Origin of the sequence: Burkholderia sp. Bp9143 (assembly GCF_003853645.1) — a bacterium.
In the GTDB taxonomy this organism is placed as follows: Bacteria; Pseudomonadota; Gammaproteobacteria; order Burkholderiales; family Burkholderiaceae; genus Burkholderia.
Map to the genome: position 1 here is coordinate 23,298 of NZ_QTPO01000025.1, position 20,749 is coordinate 44,046.

General features: G+C 67.6%; 17 protein-coding genes. 10 read left to right on the forward strand and 7 right to left on the reverse strand.

Translation table 11 applies throughout. The features are described from left to right. Positions 1-44: 44 nt before the first annotated feature. The 3 genes from DIE23_RS19725 to dacB form a co-directional block, all read right to left on the reverse strand. Complete coding sequence (locus tag DIE23_RS19725) at positions 45-1,172, reverse strand: SGNH/GDSL hydrolase family protein (protein WP_124613670.1); 1,128 nt, start codon at positions 1,170-1,172, stop codon at positions 45-47. A 95-nt stretch (positions 1,173-1,267) separates the two neighbouring features. Further along, positions 1,268-2,182, reverse strand: coding sequence for a sterol desaturase family protein (locus DIE23_RS19730; RefSeq protein ID WP_124613671.1), 915 nt, complete (start codon positions 2,180-2,182; stop codon positions 1,268-1,270). Positions 2,183-2,524: 342 nt separating this feature from the next. Next, the gene (gene dacB / locus DIE23_RS19735) at positions 2,525-4,060 is read right to left on the reverse strand and encodes a D-alanyl-D-alanine carboxypeptidase/D-alanyl-D-alanine-endopeptidase (protein WP_124613672.1); all 1,536 of its coding nucleotides are present in this window, start codon (positions 4,058-4,060) and stop codon (positions 2,525-2,527) included. Positions 4,061-4,243: 183 nt separating this feature from the next. On the opposite strand from dacB, the gene DIE23_RS19740 reads away from it, so the two are divergent. The 6 genes from DIE23_RS19740 (at position 4,244) to DIE23_RS19765 (ending at position 9,614) form a co-directional block, all read left to right on the forward strand. Beyond that, positions 4,244-4,906 (forward strand): response regulator, encoded by a 663-nt coding sequence (locus DIE23_RS19740; RefSeq protein WP_124613673.1) that lies wholly within the window; start codon positions 4,244-4,246, stop codon positions 4,904-4,906. Between the two features lie 3 nt (positions 4,907-4,909). Further along, the gene (locus DIE23_RS19745; protein WP_124613674.1) at positions 4,910-6,256 is read left to right on the forward strand and encodes an ATP-binding protein; all 1,347 of its coding nucleotides are present in this window, start codon (positions 4,910-4,912) and stop codon (positions 6,254-6,256) included. 112 nt (positions 6,257-6,368) lie between these two features. After that, on the forward strand, positions 6,369-7,853 hold the full coding sequence (locus DIE23_RS19750) for a DegQ family serine endoprotease (RefSeq protein ID WP_124613675.1): 1,485 nt from the start codon (positions 6,369-6,371) through the stop codon (positions 7,851-7,853). A 95-nt stretch (positions 7,854-7,948) separates the two neighbouring features. Then, a complete protein-coding gene (locus DIE23_RS19755) occupies positions 7,949-8,383 on the forward strand; it encodes a carboxypeptidase-like regulatory domain-containing protein (RefSeq protein ID WP_124613676.1) in 435 nt (144 codons plus the stop codon). 132 nt (positions 8,384-8,515) lie between these two features. After that, positions 8,516-8,875 (forward strand): DUF427 domain-containing protein, encoded by a 360-nt coding sequence (locus DIE23_RS19760; RefSeq protein WP_124613677.1) that lies wholly within the window; start codon positions 8,516-8,518, stop codon positions 8,873-8,875. A gap of 28 nt (positions 8,876-8,903) precedes the next feature. After that, positions 8,904-9,614: a CoxG family protein gene (locus DIE23_RS19765; protein WP_124613678.1), complete on the forward strand. Its 711-nt coding sequence runs from the start codon at positions 8,904-8,906 to the stop codon at positions 9,612-9,614. A gap of 54 nt (positions 9,615-9,668) precedes the next feature. On the opposite strand, the gene DIE23_RS19770 is transcribed toward DIE23_RS19765, so the two are convergent. Continuing rightward, the gene (locus DIE23_RS19770; RefSeq protein ID WP_124613679.1) at positions 9,669-10,670 is read right to left on the reverse strand and encodes a helix-turn-helix domain-containing protein; all 1,002 of its coding nucleotides are present in this window, start codon (positions 10,668-10,670) and stop codon (positions 9,669-9,671) included. 152 nt (positions 10,671-10,822) lie between these two features. Here DIE23_RS19770 and DIE23_RS19775 point away from each other — a divergent pair, with 152 nt between their 5' ends. Continuing rightward, positions 10,823-11,476 carry a cysteine hydrolase family protein gene (locus DIE23_RS19775; protein ID WP_124613680.1) on the forward strand — a complete coding sequence of 218 codons (654 nt, stop codon included), beginning with the start codon at positions 10,823-10,825 and terminating at the stop codon, positions 11,474-11,476. A gap of 120 nt (positions 11,477-11,596) precedes the next feature. On the opposite strand, the gene DIE23_RS19780 is transcribed toward DIE23_RS19775, so the two are convergent. After that, positions 11,597-12,238, reverse strand: coding sequence for a TetR family transcriptional regulator (locus tag DIE23_RS19780; protein WP_057929297.1), 642 nt, complete (start codon positions 12,236-12,238; stop codon positions 11,597-11,599). 398 nt (positions 12,239-12,636) lie between these two features. On the opposite strand from DIE23_RS19780, the gene DIE23_RS19785 reads away from it, so the two are divergent. Genes DIE23_RS19785 through DIE23_RS19795 form a run of 3 tightly spaced genes read left to right on the forward strand, consistent with a single transcriptional unit; the run spans position 12,637 to position 18,665 of the window. Beyond that, positions 12,637-13,926: an efflux RND transporter periplasmic adaptor subunit gene (locus DIE23_RS19785; RefSeq protein WP_124613681.1), complete on the forward strand. Its 1,290-nt coding sequence runs from the start codon at positions 12,637-12,639 to the stop codon at positions 13,924-13,926. A gap of 15 nt (positions 13,927-13,941) precedes the next feature. Then, entirely contained in the window at positions 13,942-17,142 is a 3,201-nt protein-coding gene (gene bpeB / locus DIE23_RS19790; RefSeq protein WP_124613682.1) for an efflux RND transporter permease BpeB, read from the forward strand. After that, positions 17,142-18,665 (forward strand): efflux transporter outer membrane subunit, encoded by a 1,524-nt coding sequence (locus DIE23_RS19795; RefSeq protein WP_124613683.1) that lies wholly within the window; start codon positions 17,142-17,144, stop codon positions 18,663-18,665. Before bpeB ends, DIE23_RS19795 begins: the two co-directional genes overlap by 1 nt. A 262-nt stretch (positions 18,666-18,927) precedes the next feature. Here DIE23_RS19795 and DIE23_RS19800 read toward each other — a convergent pair whose 3' ends face one another. Further along, a complete protein-coding gene (locus tag DIE23_RS19800) occupies positions 18,928-20,304 on the reverse strand; it encodes a nucleobase:cation symporter-2 family protein (RefSeq protein ID WP_185646496.1) in 1,377 nt (458 codons plus the stop codon). 5 nt (positions 20,305-20,309) lie between these two features. Continuing rightward, positions 20,310-20,642, reverse strand: a complete 333-nt coding sequence (locus DIE23_RS39600; protein ID WP_185646497.1) for a hypothetical protein — start codon at positions 20,640-20,642, stop codon at positions 20,310-20,312. Positions 20,643-20,749 lie beyond the last annotated feature (107 nt).

Consider the following 20,749-nt stretch of genomic DNA (forward strand, 5'->3'; position numbering starts at 1 on the left):
GGCGAACCGGTCGGGCGTTCTCGTTTGTGCGCGTGCCCGGCGGCTTACTTGCCGACGCCCGACGCCGCGATCTTCGTCTGGGCGAACTGGGCGAACAGCGCGTGCAGGCGCGTGGTCGGGTGGACCGTGTCGGCGAACATGTAGGTCTGGTCCGCGTTCGCGGTCGTGTAGGTCTGCGGCGAGCAGAACAGCGACTGGCCGAAGGCGCTCGGGTTCGCGACGCCGTACTGGGTGGCGGCCGCGATCATCGCCTTCAGGTTGCACGCGGTATCGGTATTCGACACCGAGAAGCCGTTGGCCTGGTAGTTCGCGAGGATGCCGTCCTGCCACGTGAACGTGTCGAGCATCACGTATTTGGTCGTGTCGACCTTGAGCGCCGCCAGCGTGGCGGCGAACGTGCCGTTGAACAGCATCGACAGTTGCGTGAGCGTCGTCTGCGTGCCGCCTTGCAGCGCGAGCGGCGTGCCGCCGATATCCGGCACATTCGACACGAACACGTGCGTCGCGCCGGCCGCGACGATCTGCTGGACCAGGCCGGCGAGCTGCTGCGCGGCCGCGCCGATGTTCTGCTGCAATTGCACCGGCGTGATGGCGCCCGCCTGCAGGGCCGCGACCTGATAGAAGATGTCGTTCGCGCCGCCGTTGAGCAGCACGATCTGGCCGGCGTTGAAGCTGCCGTGCTGCGTCAGGTACTGCTTGACCTGGTCGGCGATCGGCGTCGTGGTTGCCTGCGCGTAGTCGGGGTTCGGCACGCTCGACGCCGCATGGCCGATGCCCGGCTGCAGCGTCACGCGCGAGCCGCCCTGTGCGTAGCCGAGACCGCCCGTCGCCTGCAGCGGAATGCCGAAGCCACCCTGGTTCGCGGGCTGCAGCGTGTCGCCGTAGTATTGCGCGACGTCCTGCGTCCACACCTGGCCGGGGTTGGTCGTGAAGCGGCCGCCGCCGAAGCCGAGCTTGATCTGCGAGTAGGTACCGACGTCCGACAGGCTGTCGCCGAACGACACGATCTGCATCTTCACGCCGGACGGCGGCGTGCTCGACGCGCTGTTATTGTTGTCGTCGCCTCCGCCGCACGCGGCGAGCAGGGCGAGCGCGGCGCCCGCGATCGCGACTTGCGCGGTGCGCAGCAGGCGTTGACGGTTGCGCGACGGAGTGGGTTGTCGTGACTGCATCGATGGATCTCCTCGTAGATATGGCCCGATGTATTGTGCATCTATCACGTGCCCGCTCAGGTTCGGGTTGCGCGACGGCCGTTGGCTGAAATGGTTTATTGGTCGCGCACGGCCGCAAGCGGCGTGGTGCGCGGATCGTCGTTTGCGGCCTCGGCGTTCTGCGCATGATAAGCGCTCGCCCATTCGGGCGGGCCGAAAATCGCGCGCAGCTTGTTGCGCCATCCGTGGACGTGCAACGCGTCGGCCGCCATCGACACCCACTCGTGAAACGTCGCGACGAGCGGGTTGTTCGAGCCCAGCGGCTCGACGATTCCGTATTGCGGCGGATCGTCGCGCGACTCCTCGACGTAGCTGCCGAACAGGCGGTCCCAGATCACGAGCACACCTGCGTAATTGCGGTCGATGTAGCGCGGGTTGCGTGCATGGTGCGCGCGATGGATCGACGGCGTGTTGAGCACGTATTCGAGCCAGCCGAGCTTGCCGATCGCCTGCGTGTGCACGAAGAACTGGAACGCGAGGTTGATCAGCACGACGCCGACGATCTGCTGCGGCGGAAAGCCGAGGAACGCGAGCGGCAGCCAGAACGCCCACATGCCCGCGACGGGATACATCAGGCTCTGCCGGAATGCGGTCGAGAAATTCATCCGCTCGGACGAGTGGTGCACGACGTGCGCGGCCCACAGCCAGCGCACGCGATGGCTCGCGCGGTGGAATACGTAGTAGAGGAAATCCTGGCCGACGAACAGCACGGCGAACGACAGCCAGCCGTCGTGCCACGTGAACAGCCGGAAATGTGCGTAGCAGTACGCATAAACGGGGATCACGAACAGCCACGCGAGCTTGTCGGCACCCTGGTGCATCAGCGCGAGCGCCGCATTGCACAGCGTGTCGCGCCACGCATAGACATGGTCGTGCGCACGAGTGCGGGCGAGGTGCCGGGCCTCCCACGCGATGCAGAGCAGGAAGACGGGCGCCAGCGCGAGCAGAAGCAATTCGACGTCGAATCGCATGGACGTGTCTCCTCCTTTCCCCTGCAAGCCGTAAGGCCGGGCGTATGGCCCGTTGTCAATATCGGTCAGGCCAACAGCCTACGCAATCGCCACGCGCTAGGCGAGGGGGCAGCGTAGAGGGTTCCCTCTGAGGACAGGGTTTCTACGGAAGCCATGCGGAACGGGTGCGCGCGGTGCGGCCCCGTTTTATGGGTACGGCTGGCGGGCGGTGCGCGGCGCATCGGCGGCCGAAGCCGTTTCAAACCGCGCAGGGGAAATCCTGGGGCGGGGCGCCCCGACAGGTGGTGCCGCGCCGCGATCGACGCGAGCCGACGGCGGGGCGTGGGTGCGCCGCGTGCGTCGTCAGTGCGCGCCCGCGTAGATCCATTCGAGCAGCGTGTCGTGCGCGGCGCGCGCGCCTTCCGCGTGATCGTCGTTGATGAAACTGACGACGATGTAGCTCTGGCCGTCGGCCCCCGCGACGTAGCCCGCGATCGCGCGCACGTCGCGCAGCGTGCCGGTCTTGATGTGCGCGTTGCCGAGCACGCCGGCGTTGGTCAGGCGGTTCTTCATCGTGCCGTCGATGCCGGCGATCGGCAGCGAATCGATGAACGCCTGCGCGACGGGGCTCGCGTTCGCGGCCTGCAGCAGCGCGGCGAGCGACTGCGCGCTCACGTGCTCGTCGCGCGACAGGCCCGAGCCATTTTCAAGCTCGAGGTCGGGCATCGCGATTCCGCTCTTTTGCAGGAACGCGTGAACCGCGCGGCTCGACTGCTCGGGTGTCGCGGGTGGCTTGCCGGCGACCGCGCCGATCGTCAGGAACAGGTTGCGCGCCATCACGTTGTTGCTGAACTTGTTGATGTCGTAGACGATGCTGCCGAGCACGGGGCTGTGATGGACCGCGAGCGGCCGCGCGGTGGTCGGCACCTTGCCTTCGCTGACCGGTCCCGCGATCGTGCCGCCGTCCTGCTGCCACAGCGCGAGGAACCCGCGTGCGAAGAACGTCGTGTGATCGAGGATCGCGAGGTTCGTGGTGTACGCGCCGCAGCGCAGCGGATAGTCGCCGGCGAACGACGCGGTCATGATGCCGCCGCCGCCGGCCGACAGCGTCGGACGCGCGGCCGCGGCCGCCGCGCCGCACGATCCGGTGCCTTCGTACAACTGGTTGTCGATCGACAGGTTCGCGAGCGGCGGCAGCACGTCGACGGCCACCTTGCCGTCGTCGCCCGGCGTCACCGTGAACGACACGGCCTTGAACGCATACAGCAGCGGATCGGGGCCGACGTTGTACGGCGCGCTCACGTCGTCGTCGAACGACGGCAGGTCGCGCGTCGACGCGGCGAAATAGCTCTTGTCGAGCAGGAGGCCGCCGGCCACGCGCTTGATGCCCGCCTTGCGGATCTTGTCGACGAGGTCGATCAGTTCCTCCGGTACGAGCTTCGGATCGCCGGTGCCCTTGATGTACAGGTTGCCCTGCAGCGTGCCGTCCGGATCGACCGGGCCGTCCGCATACGCGGTGGTGCGCCAGCGGAAGTCGGGGCCGAGGATCGACAGGCCCGAGAAGGTCGTGACGAGCTTCATCGTCGACGCCGGCAGCATCGGCCGGCTCGCGTTCCATGCGATCAGCGGCTCGGGATCGCCGACGCGCTCGACGACGACGCTCATCGCCGATGCCGGCACCTTCGCGCGCTGCAGCGCGACCAGCACGGACGCCGGCAGGCCGGCCGCGCGCGCGGCGGGCGACACCACGGCGGTCTTGAGCGCTTCCTTGTGGGACTTCTTGCGGGCCTGTGCGGACGGTGCGAACGCAAGGGCCGTGCAGGTGGCGACGACGGCGGCCGCACGCAGGAAGGGGCGGGCGCGGGAGGCGAACCGGGCGGAAAGATCGGAAATCGGCATGGACGAATACGGGAAAAGCATGGGGCTCGGGCAGGGCGCGCGCGGCGCCGGAGCGCACATTGTAGAGACAAGTGCGGATACGCCCCCTGCAATCCGCCTTTCTGTTGCATTGCAGGGGGCGCATGCGATTCGCGGCGCTACAATGGTCGCCATGTTTTACTCATCCGATGGGTTCCGGTTCCGATGCGGATTCTGCTTGTTGAAGACGATCGAATGATTGCCGAGGGCGTACGCAAGGCGTTGCGTGCCGACGGCTTCGCGGTCGACTGGGTGCAGGACGGCGACGCCGCGCTCACGGCGCTCGGCAGCGAGACGTACGACCTGCTGCTGCTCGACCTCGGCCTGCCGAAGCGCGACGGCATCGACGTGCTGCGCACGCTGCGCGCGCGCGGGCTGTCGCTGCCGGTGCTGATCGTCACCGCGCGCGATGCCGTCGCCGATCGCGTGAAGGGGCTCGACGCGGGCGCCGACGACTACCTCGTGAAGCCGTTCGACCTCGACGAACTGGGCGCGCGGATGCGCGCGCTGATCCGCCGCCAGGCGGGGCGTAGCGAATCGCTGATCCGCCACGGCGCGCTGACGCTCGATCCGGCGTCGCACCAGGTGACGCTCGACGGCGCGCCCGTCGCACTGTCCGCGCGCGAGTTCGCGCTGCTCGAGGCGCTGCTCGCGCGGCCCGGCGCGGTGCTGTCGAAGAGCCAGCTCGAGGAGAAGATGTACGGCTGGGGCGAGGAGATCGGCAGCAACACGGTCGAGGTCTACATCCACGCGCTGCGCAAGAAGCTCGGTTCGGACCTGATCCGCAACGTGCGCGGGCTCGGCTACATGGTCGTCAAGGAAAGCTGACGCGTGAGGTCGATTCGTCATCAATTGCTGATCTGGCTGCTCGCGATCGTCGTCGCGGGCGTGGGCATCGCGGGCTGGTTGATCTACCGGCAGGCGCTCGCCGAAGCGAACGAGCTGTTCGACTACCAGCTGCAGGAAATCGCCGCGGCGCTGCCGTCCGAGCCGTTCTCGCAGGTGTTCGGTTCACGCACCAACGGCGACGAAGGTATCGTGATCCAGATCTGGAACCGCAACGGCGTGCTGATGTACTTCTCGCATCCGCGCGCGCCGATCGCGCCGCGCGCGGAACTCGGCTTCTCGACCGAGCGCACCGATCGCGGCGAATGGCGCGTGTACGGCGCGATCGTCGGCGACAACGTCGTGCAGCTCGCGCAGCCGCTGTCGGTGCGCAACCGGCTCGCGGCGAACGTCGCACTGCGCACGCTGTGGCCGCTGATCGTGCTGCTGCCGTTCCTCGGCGCGGCGGTCTGGATGATCGTCGGGCAAGGGCTCGCGCCGCTTGGGCGCCTCACGCGCGCGGTCGAGGCGCGCCGGCCGGAAGCGCTCGATCCGTTGCCCGATTCGCGCCTGCCGCTCGAGGTGCAGCCGCTCGTGCGCGCGCTGAACGGGCTGCTCGCGCGGCTGGCGGCAGCGCTCGACACGCAGAAGGCGTTCGTTGCCGATGCCGCGCATGAGCTGCGCACGCCGCTCGCGGCCGTGCAGATCCAGGCGCAGCTCGTCGCGCGCGCGAAGGACGACGCGTCGCGCCGCGAGGCGGTCGCCGATCTGCAGGACGGCGTCACGCGCGCGACGCGCCTCGCCGAGCAGTTGCTCGCGCTCGCGCGCGCCGAACCGGACGGCGCGACGATGCGCGAGCCGGTCGACCTGCAGGCGCTGCTCGTCGAATGCGTGGCCGCGCATGCACCGCTCGCGCAACGGCACAGCATCGATCTCGGCTTCGAGGAGACCCGCGCGGCGACCGTCGTCGCGGACGTTGGCGCGCTGCGCGTGATGTTCGGCAACCTGCTCGACAACGCGGTGAAGTACACGCCGGACGGTGGCCGCATCGACGTGTCGCTGACGCGCGACGCGGCCGGCCGCGCATGCGTGCAGATCGGCGACAGCGGGCCCGGCATCCCGGCCGACGAGCGCGAGCGCGTGTTCGACCGCTTCTACCGCGACAGCTCGGCGCGGGCGCGCGCCGACGTGTCGGGCAGCGGGCTCGGGCTCGCGATCGTCAAGCGCGTGGCGGCGCAGCAGGGCGCGACGGTGACGCTCGGCGACGCGGCTGCAGGCGGCCTGCTCGTGAGCGTCGTGTTCCGCGACGCCGAGATGCCGGCGCAGGTGCCGCAGGCGTCCGAATCCGTATGACGAACCGGCGCCGCGCGGGCGCCGGCGCTGGCCTAAGCGCCGCTTAAGGTCGATTAAGCCTCCTTTAAGTCAGGGTCGTTACGCTGCGTCCTAACAACGAGGAGGTCCTACGATGAACACCCGATTCCTTGCGCGCGGCGCCGTCGCGGTCGCCGTGGCGGCCGCCCTGTCCGCCGGCTATGTCGCAGGCACCCGCCGCGCCGATCCGCAGATCATCACGCCCGCGCAGGCCGCCGCGCTGATGCCGGCCGAGGCCGCGGCGAAGACTGGCATTCCCGATTTCTCCGGGCTGGTCGAAACCTACGGCCCGGCGGTCGTGAACATCAGCGCGAAGCACGTCGTGAAGCAGGTGTCGCGACGGGTGCAGCAGCCGCAGTTGCCGATGGATCCGAGCGATCCGTTCTACCAGTTCTTCAAGCACTTCTACGGCCAGGTGCCGGGCATGGGCGGCGATGCACAGCCGGACGACCAGCCGAGCGCGAGCCTCGGTTCGGGATTCATCGTCAGCGCCGACGGATACATCCTCACCAATGCGCACGTGATCGACGGCGCGAACGTCGTCACGGTCAAGCTGACCGACAAGCGCGAATACAAGGCGAAGGTCGTCGGCGCCGACAAGCAGTCCGACGTCGCGGTGCTGAAGATCGACGCGAGCGGCCTGCCGACCGTGAAGATCGGCGACCCGGGGCAGAGCAAGGTCGGCCAGTGGGTCGTCGCGATCGGTTCACCGTACGGCTTCGACAACACGGTCACGTCCGGCATCATCAGCGCGAAATCGCGTGCGCTGCCCGACGAGAACTACACGCCGTTCATCCAGACCGACGTGCCGGTGAACCCCGGCAACTCGGGCGGCCCGCTGTTCAACCTGCAGGGCGAGGTGATCGGTATCAACTCGATGATCTACTCGCAGACGGGCGGCTTCCAGGGCCTGTCGTTCGCGATTCCGATCAACGAGGCGATCAAGGTCAAGGACGAGCTCGTGAAGACGGGCCACGTGAGCCGCGGCCGGCTCGGCGTCGCCGTGCAGGGGCTGAACCAGACGCTCGCGAGCTCGTTCGGGCTGCAGAAGCCGGACGGCGCGCTCGTCAGCTCGGTCGACCCGAACGGCCCGGCCGCGAAGGCCGGCCTGCAGCCGGGCGACGTGATCCTCGCGGTCAACGGCTCGCCGGTGGCCGACTCCACGTCGCTGCCCGCGCAGATCGCGAACCTGAAGCCGGGCTCGAAGGCCGACCTGCAGGTGTGGCGCGACAAGTCGAAGAAGTCGATCAGCGTGACGCTCGGCGCGATGACCGACGCGAAGCTGGCATCGAACGACGGCGGCCCCGTCGAGCAGGGGCGCCTCGGCGTCGCGGTGCGTCCGCTCTCGCCGCAGGAGCGCAGCGCCGCCAACCTGTCGCACGGGCTGATCGTGCAGCAGGCGGGCGGTCCGGCAGCCAGCGCGGGCATCCAGCCCGGCGACGTGATCCTCGCGGTCAACGGCCGCCCGGTCACGAGCCCCGAGCAGTTGCGCGACGCGGTCAAGGGAGCGGGCAACAGTCTTGCTCTCCTGATTCAGCGCGACAATGCACAGATCTTCGTACCGGTCGACCTGAGCTGACCGGCGGCCGTTGCGGGCCGGCCTGGCCGGCCCTGGCGGGCGCCGCCGGCGTTCGGCCCCGTGGGTGCTGTGTTCCGACCCGAAAGGAGAGAGCCATGCAATATCTACGCAACGTGTCCCGATTTGCCGTCGCCGCGGCGCTGGCCGCCGGCTTCGCCGCCGCGCCCGGCGCGTACGCGCAATCGGACGGCTTGCCCGCGGCGAGCCAGCAGGGCGATGTCAGCTACGTGTCAGGCGGCATCGGCAAGGACCAATCGACGGCATTCGAGCAGAACGAAGCAGCATGGCCGCTGGCGCTGCGCTTCACCGGCAAGGGCGGCGAATACCTGGCCGATGTCCATGTGCGGATCGTCGACGGCAAGGGCACCGAGCTGCTGGCGACGGACGCACGCGGGCCGTACATGCTCGTGAAGCTGCCGCCGGGGCGCTACACCGTACATGCGTCGTACCAGGGCAGTGACGAATCGCGCACGGTCACGGTCGGTGCGAAGGGCGGCGCGAAGGCCGCGTTCCAGTGGAGTGCGCAGTAGCGCGTCGCGCGGGCCTTCCGGGGCGCGCAATCGGACCCGGTTTCGCCCATAATGAGAGCCACGGCACCCTTGCCGTGGCTTTTTCGTTTCCTGCGCCCGGCTTGCACGCCGGAGCCGCCCGGAGGAGAAACGATGTCCGATGCCGCCGACCCTCGCCTCGAAATCGTGCCGAACCGTCATCGCGTGCGCGTGATCCATCGCGGCATCACGTACGCCGATTCGCACGGCGCACTGACCGTGCGCGAAACGGGCCTGCCGGATATCCATTACCTGCCGCGCGGCGACGTGAACATGCACCGGCTCGTGAAGTCGAGCGTCACGACGGTCTGTCCGCTGAGGGGCCAGGCCGTGTATTTCGACCTGCAGACAGAAGACGGCGTCATCGAGAACGCCGCATGGAGTTACGAGGAACCGGGGGCGACCGCGTCCGCGCTTGCGCACTACGTCGCCTTCGATGCCGCACGGGTCGACAGTCTCGTCGAGACGTCCTGATGCGGCGCGTGTTCATCGGGGAGGCATCATGGAACTGACCGACACGTTACGCGTACCGCTCGCGCCGGCTGTCGTGCGGGAGTCGCTCGAGGATCTCGCGTTGCTGCGGGCGAGCTTCGACCATTGCGAATCATTCGTGAAGCTCGCGCATGGCGAGTTCGCGCTGACCATCACGGTGCCGCTCGGTCCGCTGCGCGCGCGCTACGACGTGCGTGCGCACTCGGCGAGCGAGCAGGGCGACGCGGAAGGGCTGCCGCGCCGCGTGCTCAACTTCAAGGCGCGAGCCGACGGCCTCGGCGCGCTGCGCGGGCAGGTCGAGCTCGTGCTGCGGCCGGACGATGACGACGCGGCTGCGACGTGCATCGAATACGTGGTGTGGACGACGGCGAGCGGGCCGCTCGCCGAGCTGCCGGCGCGGCAGATCGAGAATGCGCTGCACGAGTGGACCGACGATTTCTTCCGCGAATTCTGCGCGGTCGTGCAGGCGAAGCACGGTCTCGTGCCGAACCGCGCGCGCTCGAGCCCGCAGCGTCGCCAGCATGTGTTCCTGCGGCCGGCGGCGCTGATGGCCGCGGCCAAGCGTCCGCCGCCGCCGCACCTCGGCGGCGCGCTGAGCGGCCGCGCCGCGAGCGCCGTGCATCATCGCGAATCCGGTCCGCTGCCCGTCTGGGCGTGGGCGGCGATCGTCGTGTTCGTCGCGCTGCTGCTGTATGCGGCGCGCTGGATCAACGGCGCCTGAGCAACTGGGCGCGCCGCTGCGTTGCCCGGCCGAGCGCCGGCGGCGCGGTGGCCGCTAGCGCCGCGCGTCGAACCCGGCGCCGCGAAACTCCCTCCGATAGGCCGACGGCGACGTGCCGAGCGCGCCCGCGAAATGCTGGCGCAGCGACACGCTCGAGCCGTAGCCGGCCGCCTGCGCGATCGCGTCGATCGATTGTCCGGTGGTTTCCAGCAGATGCTGCGCGCGCGCGAGCCGCTCGGCCTGCAGCCACGCGGTGACCGTCGTGCCCGTCGCCTGACGGAAGTGGCGCGTGAACGTGCGCCGGCTCATCAGCACGCGTTCGGCGAGCGAATCCACACTGTGCGCGACGTCGAGATGCGCGCGCACCCAGTCGAGCAGGCCCGCGAGCCGCGCGTCGCGCGGATGCACGGCGACCGGCTGCGGCACGTATTGCGCCTGGCCGCCCTGGCGGTGCGGCGGGATCACGAGACGGCGCGCGATCTGGTTCGCGGCGTCCGAGCCGAAGCGCCGCCGCACGACGTGCAGGCAGCAGTCGAGCCCCGCGGCCGTGCCGGCCGACGTCATCAGGTTGCCGTCGTCGACGTACAGCACGTCGGGGTCGAGCTTCACGCGCGGGAAGCGCCGCGCGAAGTCGTCGGCCCATGCCCAGTGCGTCGTGGCCGGGCGCCCGTCGAGCAGCCCCGCCGCGGCGAGCACGTATGCGCCCAGGCACAGGCCGACCAACTGCGCGCCGCGCGCGGCGGCCGCGCGCACCGCATCGACCAGCACGTCAGGCGGTGCCTCGTCGGGATCGCGCCATGCCGGCACGATGACGATGTCCGCGTCGTCGAGCGCGTCGAGTCCGTACGGCGCGGTGATCGTGAAGCCGCCCGTCGTCGACAGCACGCCGCGCTCGGCCGAGCACACGCGGAATTCGAACGCGGGCATCGCGGCCGCATCGCGCTCCTTGCCGAACACGACGGACGGCACCGACAGGTGGAACGGGCTGATGCCGTCATACGCGATCACGGCGACGACGGTCGGGGCGGGGGCAACGGACGACGCAGCGGCGCGCATGACGGGCTCCGGGATGGCGATGGCCCGATTCTATCGAAGAATGGCTATCGGGCCACTGTCCGCCTGCGCGATGCGATCCGACAATGCATCGCATCGCGCTGCTGGCCGCTCCGTTCCGGAGCGGGGCGGCGCCGCCGAACCCGGAGCCTGCCATGTCGAATGCCGTATCGCCTTCCGCTTCCCGCCGTGCCCTCATCGTGATCGATGTCCAGAACGAATACGTGACGGGCAACCTGCCGATCGAATATCCGCCCGTTGATGCATCGCTGGCGAACATCGGCCGCGCGATCGACGCCGCGCACGCGGCCGGCGTGCCCGTGATCGTCGTCCAGCACGTCGCGCCGGCGGGCGCGCCGATCTTCGCGCCGGGCACGGACGGCGTCGCGCTGCATCCGGTCGTCGCCGACCGGCCGCATGCGCACCGGGTCGTGAAGGCGCAGGCCAGCGCGTTCGCCGGCACCGATCTCGCCGCGTGGCTCGATGCGCACGGCATCGACACGCTCGCAGTCGCCGGCTACATGACGCACAACTGCAATGCGGCGACGGTCTATCACGCGGCGCACGCGGGGCTCGCCGTCGAGTACCTGGCGGACGCGACCGGCGCGTTGCCGTACGAAAACGAAGCGGGTGCGGCGAGTGCCGAAGAGATTCACCGCGCGTACACGGTGGTGTTCCAGTCGAATTTCGCGGCCGTGATGTCGACCGACGCGTGGATCGCGGGACTCGGCGGCGCGGCGATGCCGGCGCGCGATTCGGTGGCCGCGTCGAACCGGCGGGCCCGCGCGCAACGCGCGAAGGCGGCCTGAGCGAATCGGGGACGACGGGGAGGGTCGGTCGGGCGGAGCGGCGGCGGCGCCCGTGCGCGGCCGGCTCGACCGGCCGGTCGCGGTGACGCGGCGCATGGCGCGCCGTCGGAGGGGCGCCGGTCAGTCGCCCGTCTTCAGCATCGCCGGGCTGTAGCGCATCATGTCGAAGCAGCCGTCGACGAGCTGTTCCGCATGCTGCTCGGCGTCGATCTCGTCGGGCAGCATCAGCATGTCTCGCACGAAACCGCTGACGAGCGTGTGCAGCATCAGCGTCGCGCGCCACGTGTCGAGCCGCTCGGGCAACAGCTTGAGCCGCACGGCGCCCGCGAGATCGGCATCGATCGCGTGCAGCGCCTCGCTCATTCCCGCGCGGTTGCGCTGCAGCAGCGGCTCCATGTCCGCGACGTACTCGCACTTCATGAACAGGATGCTGAACACGCGCCGCAACTGCGAGTCGCGCTGCACGCCGAGCAGGCACCAGATCAGGATCTTGCGGATCTTCTCGAGCGGATTGCCGCCGGGCGCGTCGAGCGGCATCCGCTTGAGTTCGTCGATCGGCAGGAACACGCGGTCGAACATCGCGTCGAACAGCTCGCTCTTGTTCGCGAAATGCCAGTAGATCGCGCCGCGCGTCACGCCGGCGTGCTGGGCAATGTCCGCGAGCGACGTGTGCGACACGCCCTTCTCGAAGAACACGTGTTCGGCGGCGTCGAGAATGCGATTGCGCGTCTCGAGCGCCTCCTCCTTGGTGCGTCTGACCATGTGCAGGCCTGAATGAATCGATCGTAGGTGAATATAGGGTCTGTAACCCTCGTCGCCGCCAGGCGGAGCCGCTATGCTTGCGACTGGTAATAATTCGTAAGACTTGGCGGTTGGCGACGGGCGAGCAGGCTTTTTACATACATTCATGAATGTATATACAATACCACCCTACGATCGAATGACCAAAGTGGCAATCAGTTAATATCCCACTCTGCTGATTCCCGCCAAAGTACCAGTCCGCAGTTCGCGGCATCTCGTCGGCATGGAGGTCTCGTGCCGACTTGCTGTATCCAGTAGTCCAGTAATTCAGGTGTTCGATCGGCGCCGCGAGGCGCATCCGTGTGACGCTCCGTTCGGGCGCCGCACTTATTCCATTGGTTATACACAGAGGTCGCTCCATGCGCGTCGAACGGGTTCCATACCGCTTACTCACTGTCGCGACGGCCGCCGTTTTCCTGGCCGCGTGCGGGAAAAAAGAATCGGCACCGCCGCCGCAAACGCCGGAAGTCGGCGTCGTCACCGTCCAGCCGCAATCCGTGTCGGTCTTCACCGAACTGCCGGGCCGCACCAGCGCATTCCTCGTCGCGCAGGTCCGCGCACGGGTCGACGGCATCGTGCTGCGCCGTGAATTCACCGAAGGCAGCGACGTCAAGGCCGGCCAGCGCCTCTACAAGATCGACCCGGCGCCGTACCTTGCCACCCTGAACAGCGCGAAGGCGACGCTCGCGAAGGCGCAGGCGAACCTCGTCACGCAGAACGCCCTGGTCGCACGCTACAAGGTGCTGGTGGCCGCGAACGCGGTCAGCAAGCAGGACTACGACAACGCGGTGGCCACGCAAGGGCAGGCCGCGGCGGACGTCGCGGCCGGCAAGGCGGCGGTCGACACCGCGCAGATCAACCTCGGCTATACGGACGTCGTGTCGCCGATCAGCGGCCGCGTCGGCATTTCGCAGGTGACGCCGGGCGCCTATGTGCAGGCGAGCCAGGCGACGCTGATGTCGACCGTGCAGCAGCTCGATCCGGTGTACGTCGACCTGACGCAGTCGAGCCTCGACGGGCTGAAGCTGCGCCAGGACGTGCAGAGCGGCCGCCTGAAGACGAGCGGCCCGGGCGCGGCGAAGGTGTCGCTGATCCTGGAAGACGGCAAGACCTATTCGGAGGCCGGCAAGCTGCAGTTCTCGGACGTGACGGTCGACCAGACGACGGGCTCGGTGACGATCCGCGCGGTGTTCCCGAACACGGGCCGCGTGCTGCTGCCGGGGATGTTCGTGCGCGCCCGGATCGAGGAAGGCGTGAACGAGAACGCGTTCCTGGTGCCGCAGATCGGCGTCACGCATGACCAGAAGGGCCAGGCGGTCGCGATGGTCGTGAACGCGAGCAACAAGGTCGAGCCGCGTCCGCTGAAGACGACCGGCATGCAAGGTCAGAACTGGATCGTCGAAGGCGGTCTGCAGGCGGGCGACCGCGTGATCGTGCAGGGCGTCGACAAGGTGCGTCCGGGCGCGACCGTGAAGTCGGTCGCGGCGCAGCTGTCGGCCGCCGCAGCCGCATCGGGTGCCGCCGCATCCGCCGCGCCGGCCGCCGCCGGTTCGGGCGCCGCGGCTGCTTCGGGTGCCGCAGCCGCCTCGGGTGCCGCCGCATCGGGCGCAGTGCCGGCGAGCGCCGCCGCTGCGTCGAGCGCGCAATAACAGGGAGCCTGTTTCATGGCAAAGTTTTTTATCGATCGCCCGATCTTCGCGTGGGTGATCGCCATCATCCTGATGCTGGCCGGGGTTGCGGCGATCTTCACGCTGCCGATCTCGCAGTATCCGACGATCGCGCCGCCATCGATCCAGATCACCGCGAACTACCCGGGCGCTTCCGCGAAGACGGTGGAAGACACGGTGACGCAGGTGATCGAGCAGCAGATGAGCGGTCTCGACAACTTCCTGTACATGTCGTCGACGAGCGATGACTCGGGTAACGCGACGATCACGCTGACCTTCGCGCCGGGCACCAACGCCGACATCGCGCAGGTCCAGGTGCAGAACAAGCTGTCGCTCGCGACGCCGGTTCTGCCGCAGGTCGTGCAGCAGCTCGGCCTGTCGGTGACGAAGTCGAGCAGCAGCTTCCTGCTGGTGCTCGCCTTCAACTCCGAAGACGGCAGCATGAACAAGTACGACCTCGCGAACTTCGTGGCGTCGCACGTGAAGGATCCGATCAGCCGGTTGAACGGCGTCGGTACCGTCACGCTGTTCGGCTCGCAGTACGCGATGCGGATCTGGCTCGACCCGACCCGCCTGACGAACTACGGCCTCACGCCGGTCGACGTGACGAGCGCGATCACCGCGCAGAACGTGCAGATCGCGGGCGGCCAGATCGGCGGCACGCCGGCCAAGCCGGGCACCGTGCTGCAGGCGACGATCACCGAATCGACGCTGCTGCAGACGCCCGAGCAGTTCGGCAACATCCTGCTGAAGGTCAACCAGGACGGCTCGCAGGTTCGCCTGAAGGACGTCGCGCAAATCGGCCTCGGCGGCGAAAACTACAACTTCGACACGAAGTACAACGGTCAGCCGACCGCGGCACTCGGTATCCAGCTCGCGACCAACGCGAACGCGCTCGCGACCGCGAAGGCCGTGCGCGCGAAGATCGACGAGCTCGCACCGTTCTTCCCGCACGGCCTCGTCGTGAAGTATCCGTACGACACGACGCCGTTCGTGAAGCTGTCGATCGAGGAAGTGGTCAAGACGCTGCTCGAAGGTATCGTGCTCGTGTTCCTCGTGATGTATCTGTTCCTGCAGAACCTGCGGGCGACGATCATCCCGACGATCGCGGTGCCGGTGGTGCTGCTCGGCACGTTTGCGATCATGTCGCTGGTGGGCTTCTCGATCAACACGCTGTCGATGTTCGGCCTCGTGCTCGCGATCGGCCTGCTGGTGGACGATGCGATCGTGGTGGTGGAGAACGTCGAGCGCGTGATGGCGGAAGAGGGGCTGTCACCGAAGGAGGCGACCCGCAAGGCGATGGGCCAGATCACCGGCGCACTCGTCGGCGTGGCGCTCGTGCTGTCGGCGGTGTTCGTGCCGGTCGCGTTCTCCGGCGGGTCGGTCGGCGCGATCTATCGTCAGTTCTCGCTGACGATCGTGTCGGCGATGGTGCTGTCGGTGCTGGTCGCGTTGATTCTGACCCCCGCACTGTGCGCGACGATCCTCAAGCCGATCCCGCAAGGGCATCACGAAGAGAAGAAGGGCTTCTTCGGCTGGTTCAACCGCACGTTCAACAACAGCCGCGACAAGTACCACGTCGGCGTGCACCACGTGATCAAGCGATCGGGCCGCTGGCTCATCATCTATCTGGTCGTGATCGTCGCGGTCGGGCTGCTGTTCGTGCGCTTGCCGAAGTCGTTCCTGCCCGATGAAGACCAGGGCCTGATGTTCGTGATCGTGCAGACGCCGTCGGGTTCGACGCAGGAAACGACCGCGAAGACGCTCGCGAACATTTCCGACTACCTGCTGAAGGACGAGAAGGACATCGTCGAGTCGGCGTTCACGGTCAACGGCTTCAGCTTCGCCGGCCGCGGCCAGAACTCCGGTCTGGTGTTCGTGCGCCTGAAGGACTACTCGCAGCGCCAGCACGCGAACCAGAAGGTCCAGGCGCTGATCGGCCGGATGTTCGGGCGCTATTCGGGTTACAAGGACGCGATCGTGATCCCGTTCAACCCGCCGTCGATTCCGGAACTCGGCACCGCCGCCGGCTTCGACTTCGAGCTGACGGACAACGCCGGTCTCGGTCACGATGCGCTGATGGCCGCACGCAACCAGCTGCTCGGGATGGCCTCGAAGGATCCGACGCTGCAGGGCGTGCGTCCGAACGGGCTGAACGATACGCCGCAGTACAAGGTCGACATCGATCGCGAGAAGGCGAATGCGCTCGGCGTGACCGCGGATGCGATCGACCAGACGTTCTCGATCGCGTGGGCGTCGAAGTACGTGAACAACTTCCTCGACACCGACGGCCGGATCAAGAAGGTGTACGTGCAGTCGGATGCACCGTTCCGGATGACGCCCGAGGACATGAACATCTGGTACGTGCGCAACGGCTCGGGCGGGATGGTGCCGTTCAGCGCGTTCGCGACCGGCCACTGGACGTACGGTTCGCCGAAGCTCGAGCGTTACAACGGCGTGTCGGCGATGGAAATCCAGGGTCAGGCCGCACCGGGCAAGTCGACCGGTCAGGCGATGACCGCGATGGAAGGGCTCGCGAAGAAGCTGCCGGTCGGTATCGGCTATTCGTGGACCGGCCTGTCGTTCCAGGAAATCCAGTCCGGCTCGCAGGCGCCGATCCTGTACGCGATCTCGATCCTCGTCGTGTTCCTGTGTCTCGCGGCACTGTATGAAAGCTGGTCGATCCCGTTCTCGGTGATCATGGTGGTGCCGCTCGGCGTGGTCGGCGCACTGCTCGCGGCGACGATGCGCGGCCTCGAGAACGACGTGTTCTTCCAGGTCGGCCTGTTGACCACGGTGGGTTTGTCCGCGAAGAACGCGATCCTGATCGTCGAGTTCGCGCGCGAACTGCAGATGACGGAGAAGATGGGGCCGATCGAGGCCGCGCTGGAAGCAGCGCGCCTGCGGCTGCGCCCGATCCTGATGACGTCGCTCGCGTTCATTCTCGGCGTGATGCCGCTCGCGATCAGCAATGGCGCGGGTTCGGCCAGCCAGCACGCGATCGGTACAGGCGTGATCGGCGGGATGATCACGGCGACGTTCCTCGCGATCTTCATGATCCCGATGTTCTTCGTGAAGATCCGCGCGATCTTCAGCGGCGAGAAGGAAGACGTCGACCAGGCGCTGCGCCTGGCTCAGGACCACTTGCACCACGCAGAGAAGCCGGGCAACGGCGACGAAGGCAACAAGGGACAGTGATGATGCAAAAACACGCTTTGACTGCAATCGCGGTCGCGCTCCTTGCCACGGGCTGCACGATGGCGCCGCATTACACGCGGCCCGACGCGCCCGTCGCGCAGGCGTACCCGGCCGGCGGCGTCTATGCGACGCAACCGGGCGCTGCCGGCGCGCGCAGCGCGAACGGCCAGGCGGCGACCGCCATCGGCTGGCGCGAATTCTTCGTCGATCCGCGCCTGCAGCGGCTGATCGAGATCGCGCTGAAGAACAACCGCGACCTGCGCGTGTCGGTGCTGAACATCGAGGCGGCGCGCGCGCAGTACCAGATCACGCGCGCGGGCCTGTTCCCGACGCTCGACGGTACGGGCACGGGCAGCATCCAGCGCGTGCCGCAGGGCCTGTCGACGACGGGCGCGCCGTATATCTCGCGCGCTTACAACGTCGGGCTGTCGGCGTCGTGGGAACTCGACCTGTTCGGTCGCGTGCAGAGCCTGAAGGACCAGGCGCTCGCGCAGTACCTGTCGACGTCGTACGCGCGGCAAGCGGCGGAAATCTCGCTGGTGTCGCAGGTGGCTGACCAGTACCTGACGTTGTTGTCGACCGACGACCTGCTGCAGGTCACGGAAAACACGCTGAAGACCGCGCAGGCATCGTACGACCTGACGAAGCTGCAGTTCGACAACGGCACGGGCTCCGAGCTCGAGCTGCGTCAGGCGCAGACGGTTGTCGAGACGGCGCTCGCGAACCAGCAGGCGCAGGCACGTGCGCGTGCGCAGGCACTGAACGCGCTGGTGCTGCTGATCGGCGAACCGCTGCCGGACGATCTGCCGGCGGGCATGCCGCTCGACGCGCAGAACCTGCTGACGGATGTGCCGGCCGGTCTGCCGTCCGACCTGCTGACGCGTCGTCCGGACGTGATGCAGGCCGAGCAGACGCTCTTGGCCGCGAACGCGAACATCGGCGCGGCACGCGCGGCGTTCTTCCCGCGCATCTCGCTGACCGGCGCGTTCGGTACCGGCAGCTCGACGCTCGGCGGCCTGTTCAAGGCCGGCACGGCGGCGTGGTCGTTCGCGCCGCAGATCACGATGCCGATCTTCGAAGGCGGGCAGAACATCGCGAACCTGAACCTCGCGAACGTGCAGAAGCGCATCGAGATCGCCAACTACGAGAAGGCGATCCAGTCGGCATTCCGCGAAGTGTCCGACGGGCTGGCCGCACGCGGCACGTACGACCAGCAGATCGCCGCGCTCGAGCGCAACGAGCATGCGCAGCAGCGCCGCTTCGATCTGTCGGACCTGCGCTACAAGAACGGTGTCGATAGCTACCTGTCGGTGCTGACCGCGCAAACCGATCTGTACTCCGCACAGCAGTCGCTGATCAACGCGCGCCTGGCACGCTGGACGAACCTCGTCACGCTGTACCGCGCACTGGGCGGCGGCTGGATCCAGCGCGCGGGCGAGACGCCGCGCGCGCCGGACGAGACGGTCGACTACGACAAGGCGGCCGCACCGGCGCCCGCGTCGGCAGCGGCGACGAACGGGTAAGCACGACGGCGGGCAGGGGCGGGGAATCGCTCCGGTTCGCTGAAGTTGCAGTCCCCGGAATGCCACAACGCCTCGGACGAAAGTCCGTGGCGTTTCTTTTTTTGCGGACGGTTTGCGGCGACTGCGGATCGTCATCATGAGGCTGCCGGCATCACCGCCGCCGTCTCCCGACCGCGCGCCCCCAAGCAAAACGCCACGGCAAGCCGTGGCGTTTTTCCTCTACCGCATCGCGCCGTGTTCCGGCGCGTCTGCGGCGGATCGATCAGTGATGCACGTCGGCCGGGCGTCCGTCGAAGTCGTGTCCTGCGCGGCGGATGTCGCAACGCGCGTCCTTCTCGCCTTTCACGCCGTTGAACACGATGTTCAGGATCACGGAGGTGGCCGACGCGAGCAGGATGCCGCTGTGCAGGATCGGTGCGAGCGCGGGCGGCAGCTTCGAGAAGAAGTGCGGCGACACGACCGGCACGAGGCCCATGCCGACGCTCACGGCGACGATGAACAGGTTGTGCGAGTTGTTCACGAAGTCGACCTTCGACAGCACCTTGATGCCGTTCGCGGCCACCATCCCGAACATCACGATGCCCGCGCCGCCGAGCACGAACGGCGGCACCGACGCGACGACCTGCGCCATCTTCGGGAACAGGCCGAGCAGCACCAGGATCACGCCGCCCGTCGCGCAGACGAACCGGCTCTTCACGCCCGTCACGCCGATCAGGCCGACGTTCTGCGAGAACGACGTATGCGGGAACGAGTTGAAGATGCCGCCGATCAGCGTGCCGAGGCCGTCGACGCGCAGGCCGCGCACGAGGCGCTCCTGGTTGACCGGGCGATCGACCATGTCGCCGACCGCGAGGAACATGCCGGTCGATTCGATGAACGTGACGAACATCACCGTGACCATCGTCGCGATCGACAGCGGGTCGAAGTGCGGCAGGCCGAAGTGGAACGGCATCACGAAGCCCACCCACGGTGCATGTGCGACGCCGTCGGTATTCACGCGGCCGATCGCGAACGCGATCACGAAGCCGGCGACGATGCCGAGCAGCACCGAGATGTTCGCGAGGAAGCCGCGGCCGTACTTGTTGATCAGCAGGATCAGCGTGAGCACGAGCAGCGACAGGCCGAGGTAGACGGGGCTACCGTATTCGGGGTTGCCGACGCCGCCGGCCGCCCAGTTGATCCCGACTTCCATCAGCGACAGCCCGATCACCGCGATCACGGTGCCGACCACGACCGGCGGGAAGAACCGCAACAGCTTGCCGATCATCGGCGCGAGCACGATGCCGATGATGCCGGCCGCGATGGTCGAGCCGAAGATGTCGAGAATACCGAGGCCCGGGTTGGTGCCGATCGCGATCATCGGGCCGACTGCCGCGAACGTGCAGCCCATGATGACGGGCAGGCGGATCCCGAAGATCCACAGGCCGAGCGTCTGGATCAGCGTGGCGATGCCGCACGAAAACAGATCGGCGCTGATCAGGAACGCGATCTGGTCTTTCGGCAGCTTCAGCGCGCCGCCGACGATAAGCGGCACGGCGACAGCGCCGGCGTACATGACGAGGACGTGCTGCAGACCAAGCGTTACAAGCTTGCCGGTCGGCAGCACCTCATCGCACGGATGGACCGTGTTCGATTGCATCTGTCTCACTCCATGATCTTGTTTTCGGGGTGGTACGAAGTTATGCGGAATGCAACATCGCAACAAGAGCGCTGGGTTCTATTCCGTTCTTTGCTGGTTCGATATGCCAATTCGGCATGAAACAGGGTGTCGATCATCGGGAAACTGCCGCTGGAGTGAGGTTTCCCGGTTTTATAGCCCTCCAAAATAGCGCGGGCCCCCGTGTCAAATATCGGTCGCTTTATGGTGTGTATCGCGACCGCGGCATAGTGGCAAAAACGACCGGCGAAAAATCGCGCCGGGTTAACCCGCGAAAGGCTGTTTTGGCGGGCAAGGTGCGGCCCGGCGAAACCGGTCATGCACGGTCGTGTTTTCGCGTCGCCGCGCTGCCAAAAGCGCCGCACAAATCGGGGCGCATGTCGCGATCCCGCTATCATCGAGATCCGTTCACTCGAATACGCCATCC